Annotated in this window: 4 protein-coding genes; 1 reads left to right on the top strand and 3 read right to left on the bottom strand. The window is 52.7% G+C overall.

The annotated features are described in order from the left end of the window. Positions 1-469: twin-arginine translocation signal domain-containing protein (locus V6D20_08470; protein ID HEY9815815.1), on the bottom strand; the 469-nt coding region annotated here is incomplete at its 3' end. Between the two features lie 603 nt (positions 470-1072). Beyond that, entirely contained in the window at positions 1073-1858 is a 786-nt protein-coding gene (locus tag V6D20_08465; protein HEY9815814.1) for a response regulator, read from the bottom strand. 313 nt (positions 1859-2171) lie between these two features. On the opposite strand from V6D20_08465, the gene V6D20_08460 reads away from it, so the two are divergent. Continuing rightward, a complete protein-coding gene (locus tag V6D20_08460) occupies positions 2172-3932 on the top strand; it encodes a PAS domain-containing sensor histidine kinase (protein ID HEY9815813.1) in 1761 nt (586 codons plus the stop codon). A 162-nt stretch (positions 3933-4094) separates the two neighbouring features. On the opposite strand, the gene V6D20_08455 is transcribed toward V6D20_08460, so the two are convergent. Next, positions 4095-6311, bottom strand: a 2217-nt coding sequence (locus tag V6D20_08455) for an endonuclease MutS2 (protein ID HEY9815812.1), incomplete at its 5' end; no start/stop codon positions are given.

The raw sequence follows: 6311 nt of genomic DNA, 5'->3' as shown, positions 1-6311 counted from the left end.
CAGCTTCAGCATCTGTTCCTCCAGATTGGCTAGCATCCTGAGAACAGCTTGCCATAGCAACTAATGCCCCAGCAACAGCCACCCGCTTTAAGAATTCACGACGGCTAAAATCACCATTGCGGATTGTATTGCCAAAAAACTCAACAGCATTAACGCCAAAGGCTGCTGCCATAGCTTGATCTAGCCCACCAGCTTCTTTGATCAAGTCACGGCAGAACTGTTCTCGTGCCGGGTTGCCACCACTGATATTTTTCAGCAGTAGCGCTTCTCGCATATCAACTTGGGTAAGAGTCTTGGCTAGATCAAGAGAGTCGGACCTGTAGACCCCCATCTTCACCAGATCGCTTACCCAGTCGGCTGGATTATTTGGCATACTTTCCAAAAACTCCCAGTGATCCTGTGGCAAATGGTTGCCACCGCAATAGCACCGGGCGTCAATGGACTCAGACGCTCTTGTAGAAACTGTCATAGCAAAACTCACCTGACTCAATGCGTGGATTAGACTCGCATCCCTAGGCTGCAGCGCAGCTTAAAACTCATGGGCCTAACTTATCAAGCCTGATGGGAGAGAGCATTGAAACTTTTTTCGCAAACATAGGACTTTCTTTCGGTAACGGTAGCTATGATGCGACAGAATCCTGATTACACAGGCTATACGTCACTATATGCTCACAAATAGATATAAAGATTAGAAAATGACTTGAATGATACAGAAACTTAGCCAAGTCCCCAAAAAGAGACTGGCTGTTTCAAGTCTTCACCTCCTATCAAGTCCAGTTGATCCGCAATTCATCAAAGGTGATGGTGGAACCCAAGAATTAACCGCCCCCTTGATAAGGAGGCGGCGAAGCGGGGGATTCAATACAGGGTTCCCAACACTGGGTATTTCACAGAATTTGATATCATCCCTCTTTGAGCACTCTCAGAAATAAAGAGATCAAAACCTGATGTTCTCGTTAGATGTTCCAAAGTGAAAAGAGGGATGAGCCACAGAGACAAGAGATCTACAAAACTGATAGCTGAGGGAGATGATTAACCATGCTGTATATCAACCTATAGGTTAGTCACCTAGCTAAGAAACCGCTGCTTGAGCCTGATCGGTTTTTCGCCAAGTTTGGGGAGACGTGTGGTGGCACTGGCGAAATTGGCGTACAAAGTAGCTAGCATCGGCATAGCCAACCTGTTCTGCAATAGAGTTCACGGTTTGGTTGGTCGTGGCTAGCAGATAGCGTGATTGAGCCATGCGTCGCTCAATGATCCATCGTTTGACAGTTCGCCCGGTCTGGGTTTGTACCAAATTGGTGAGATAGGCTGGAGAATAGCCAACGGCTTGGGCAACATCGGTTAGTCGAATGGGTTGATTGTAATGGGCTTCGATGAAGCGGAAAACCGGATTCAGGGTTGGATGATCAGGAAAGATGGAGTTTGAGCTTGTGGCTGGATCATAGTCTTGAGGTTGAGCTTCTGCAGCATACCAACGTTTGAGCCTATCCTGTCGCTCCAGACGAGTGGCGATCGCTGCCAGCAGTTGCTCCACGGTGCAGGGCTTCGTCAAATAATCATCAGCTCCTAGCTCCATCCCTTGGCGTAGATCAGCCATCGTGACCTTTGCCGTCAGAAAAATAAAGGGAATGGCGGCTGTTTCGGGGGTTTGATGCAAGATAGACAACACTTGATAGCCATCCATATCGGGCATCATAATGTCACAGACAATCAGGTCAGGGATATGTTGCTGAGCTAGCTCAACTCCTGCACTGCCGCTGGCAGCCGTTAAAACAAAAAATCCTTCAAAGTGTAAACAACGCGAAAAAATATCACGGGTTTGCACTTCATCTTCAATCACTAGGATTTTTTTCATGGCGATCGCTGTTGAATGCCGGTTAATGTCTACGTTGCTCTTTGCAGGTTAATGTCTATTAAGTCAATATCTACGCAATGGGCTGACTAGTTTGCAGTGATTCACTCTCCTATAGACAACCCCATGGCTGAACAAGATGGCGGTCTTGCCTATTCCTTGATAGGATTTTTGGGGGTATGTTTGTGGTGTAAAAGGCTACCATATGGTCAGAACCTTGGCGCTATGAACATGCTGCCTTAGGGATCGATCAATCTCAGCGCCAGCGACGCTTAAAACTCATAGCCTTTCCCATCTAGCACTCGTTGGCGGTTCTATGCCTTCCTATTCTCGTTTGCCGCTGGATCTATCCGACCCATTGCCCTTGCCTTCATCGCGATCGCTTGGCGATACAACCGTACCATCAACGTCGATGGTGGGCACGATCCTCTCTACGCTGGATATTCAGCGTCATGTGTTGCCGCAGGACTGTACAGTTCAGACGCTTGACGTCTTTTTCCAAAACCATCCCCAAGCCTTAGGTGTGCTGCTCATCGATCCGGTCGCCTCTCCAGCCACCATGCCAGTTGCCATGGTGGCTCGACGGCAGTGGGTACAATGGCGATCGCTGCTTGCCGATCATGCCCCAGGCTCCCAGCGCCTCATCGAAGATACAGAGCGCTGGCATCACGTTTGTAACTATGTGGCAATTGATGCACAGGCTGGATTGCAAGACGCGATCGACGGCCTCCTAGCTCAGGAATCCACGGAAGCATCGGAGGAACCCGTGGTTGTGCTGACACCGGATGGTGCTGGTGTGTGCGATCGCCACCGTTTCTTTATTGCCTACACGCGCCTGATGCGATCAGAGCAACTTGCCTTAGCCGAGTCAACGGTTAACCATCTGCGTCGACAGCAAGAGCTGATCTTAAATGCCATTGGTGAGGGTGTTTATGGCGTTGATCTACAAGGTCATGCAACCTTTGTAAATCCAGCCGCTGCCCAGATGATCGGTTGGCATCCTCAAGAACTGCTGGGTCAATCCATGCACCAAGTATTACACCATTCCCATCCCGATCACAGATCCTATCGACGCGAGGATTGTCCTATCTATGCAGCCTTTCAAGATGGCATTGTTCACCGTGTATCCGATGAGTTTTTCTGGCGCAAAGATGGCACCTGTTTTCCGGTGGAATACATTAGCACACCGATACGGGATGAGCAGGGTCAGCTCGTTGGGGCCGTTGTTGTTTTTCGCGATATTACCCAGCGCAAATGGGCAGAAGCATTACTACAGCGCACCAATGAAGAGTTAGAGCATCGGGTACGCGATCGCACCACAGAACTGCAGCAGGCCAATGAGCAGCTTAAGGAGTTAAGTGAGCTGCGATCGCGGGTCGTGACCATGGTATGCCATGAATTTCGTAATCCGTTGAATAATATCTTGCTATCGGTGTCATCGCTTGGACGCTATGACCATCAACTGACGGGCGATCAAAAGGCAGCCTATCTCTTGGGTATTCAAGATAATGTTGAACGCATGACCCAGATGATCGATGCCATTTTAATCATTGGTCGCGTAGAAGCGAAAGGCATGGAGGTTCAACCCCGCCAGTTTGATCTGATATCGTTCTGTCAGGACGTGGTTTCAGAGCTGTTGCTGGCATCTGGGGGCGATCGCCCACCGGTTATCCACGAAAATCGAATTCAATTTATAAGCCGCCACAAACGATTGATCGTCACGTTAGATCAATGCATGGTGCATTCAATTTTGACCAATATTCTATCGAATGCCATGCGCTACACACCAGAACCCGCTCCCATTCTGTTTAAAGTCGTTAAATATCACGATCAAGTTACGTTTCACATTGCTGATTCAGGGATTGGCATTCCTGCTGAAGATATACCTTATTTATTTGAGCCGTTTCATCGAGGTCGTAATGTAAGTAATATTGCCGGAACGGGACTAGGCTTAAATATTGTGAAGCGCTTTGTCGATTTACATGGTGGACATATTGACGTGTCAAGCCAGATTGGCAAAGGTACTGTGTTTCAAGTAGTCTTGCCGATACATTATGACCGATCTCCTGTCCAATAAGTGGGAGGACGAGCTATAGGGCAAGCATTTCGACATCGCTCAGGCTCAAATCCTGGCGAGAAAGGGGCTGGCGTAGCCGAAATCCGGCTACTTAGCTTTATTTGCTTAAGTCTATCTACTTATCTTGAACTTGGAGTTATGGCAGCAGGGCAATACCGTCAATCACTTCACCTGAGCAACGGTCACCCCGGCACCGCCATCGGATTGGAGCGCTAGGTCAAAGGATGTCACTTGGGGATGCTGCTTCAGAAATTCATGCACCCCTGCCCGGAGTTTACCGGTGCCCTTGCCGTGAATAATCCACAGGGGGCCGGCTGCTGCCTGGGCGATCGCTTTTTCCAACACCATCTCCGCATCCATAATGCGACTGCCGCGAATATCGACCGTGTTTTTAGATGTTCGGACAGCAGGAGCGGGGGGCGGCGGCGGCGGAGCAGGCGCAGGTTTTGCCTTAGGCAGTTCTGCTTTTTCGCCCTGCAGCGATTCCACATCCGCTAAGGAGACAGTCATTTTCATCAGGCCAAAGCGCACGGTCAGTTCGCCATCCTCATCGGCAGGAGTGAGCACCTCGGCCGTTTGCCCCAGCTTGGGAATGCGGACGCGATCGCCCACCTGGGGACGGAAGCCTGGTTTGGGCGGCTTGGGCGTAGGGTTGAGCTGCTCCTCGGCAATACCCTGGAGGGCTTGGGTGGCCCGCTGGGCCGCCTGAGCCGTTTGGGGACCGCGCTGCAGGCGGCGAATCACTTGGGCAATCTCTTCCCGCGCTTGGGCGATCGTGGCTTGAATGGCCTGCTCTTGCTGCTGCTGCAGATCCCGCTCCCGTTCCTTGAGCATGGCTGCCTTCCGGGAGACTTCGTCATGGAGGCGTTCGGCTTGGCGCAGCAGTTTGGCAGTGGCGTTAGCACTTTCTTCTTGATGGCGGCGCTGGGCTTCTAGGCCAGAAATCACCTGGTTGACGTCATCAGCGCCAGCTAGACCGACATATGCCCTGGCTTGATCGATAATGCCAACATCTAGCCCCAAGCGCTGGGCAATCGCTAAGGCATTGGAGCGGCCGGGAATGCCCCAGAGCAGGCGATAGGTAGGGGACAGGGTTTGATCGTTGAATTCCACCGAGGCATTTTCAAAGCGATCGTCGTCATACTTGAGGGCTTTGAGTTCACCAAAGTGAGTGGTGGCCATGGTCAACTGGGCATGATCCGCCAGGTAGCGCAGCAGGGCAATGGCCAGGGCGCTGCCTTCCGAGGGATCGGTGCCAGCTCCTACTTCATCCAGCAGGACGAGGGCGTTGGCCAGGGATGCGGCATTGTCGGCATCGGGAGCCTTAGACTCAGGAGCGGTGGACTCGGGGGCGGTAGTCTCGGGGGCGGTAGTCTCGGGAGCGGTAGTCTCGGGAGCGGTAGTCTCGGGGGCGATCGCCTCCAAAATCCGTCCCACACGGCGAATGTGCCCCGAAAAGGTAGACAGGCTTTGCTCAATGGATTGCTCGTCTCCAATGTCGGCCAGCACGGCCTGGAACCAGGGAATTTCCACCGGTTCCCGCGCTGGCACAAAGAGACCGGCCTTGGCCATGAGGCAAGCTAGTCCTAAGGTTTTCAAGGTGACGGTTTTGCCGCCGGTGTTAGGGCCGGTGATGGCAACCACCCGAATTTGGGGCTGAATCGTCAGGCTAATGGGCACCACCTCGGGGCCCTGCTCATGGTGCTGTTGCCAAACCAGGAGAGGATGGCGCAGATCCCGTAGCACCACCGCTTCGTCCTGAGGTTCAACAAAGCGGGGCGGGTTGGCATTCAGCCACAGACCGTAGCGGGCCCGAGCCATGGCCAGGTCTAGCAGGGTGGCGATCGCCAGCAGATGATCGAGATCCGGCTTCACCGCTGCCACAGCGGCACTCAGGTCTCGCAGAATTTTTTCCTCTTCCACGCGCTCCTGTCGCCAAGCCTGCCGGATTTGGTTGCCCAGATTGATAATTGCTTGAGGCTCAACGTAAAGCGTCGCGCCACTAGCCGATACATCATGGACAATGCCAGGCACCGCATCCTTTTGGGGCGCTTTGATGGGAATCACGAAGCGATCGCCCCGCTGGGTAATCACCGGCTCCTGCACCGCATTAGCGTGACGGTTGAGCACCTGGTGTAATTGGTCGTAGATGCGGCTGCGCAAACTGCGAATGCTGTCGCGAATGCCGCGCAGGGCAGGATTTGCCCGATCGGTGACCTGACCGTTATCGTCAATGCAGTGGTGAATCTGTTGCTCCAGTTCCGGATAGGTGCGCAGATCGGTGACCAGGGTTTTTAACGTCGGGACGGCAGCATGGGCATCGATGACGCGCCGCAGGTTGCGCACGCCGGACAGGGTGGTGGCGATCGCCAGCAGTTC

The organism is Candidatus Obscuribacterales bacterium, assembly GCA_036703605.1.
Taxonomy (GTDB): domain Bacteria; phylum Cyanobacteriota; class Cyanobacteriia; order RECH01; family RECH01; genus RECH01.
This window is presented reverse-complemented; position numbering and strand designations above follow the sequence as displayed.

What these genes read in the sequence shown, in the direction of transcription:
- V6D20_08465 (HEY9815814.1), bottom strand. Translation starts at nt 1,858, where the DNA reads ATGAAAAAAATCCTAGTGATTGAAGATGAAGTGCAAACCCGTGATATT.
- V6D20_08460 (HEY9815813.1), top strand. Translation starts at nt 2,172, where the DNA reads ATGCCTTCCTATTCTCGTTTGCCGCTGGATCTATCCGACCCATTGCCC.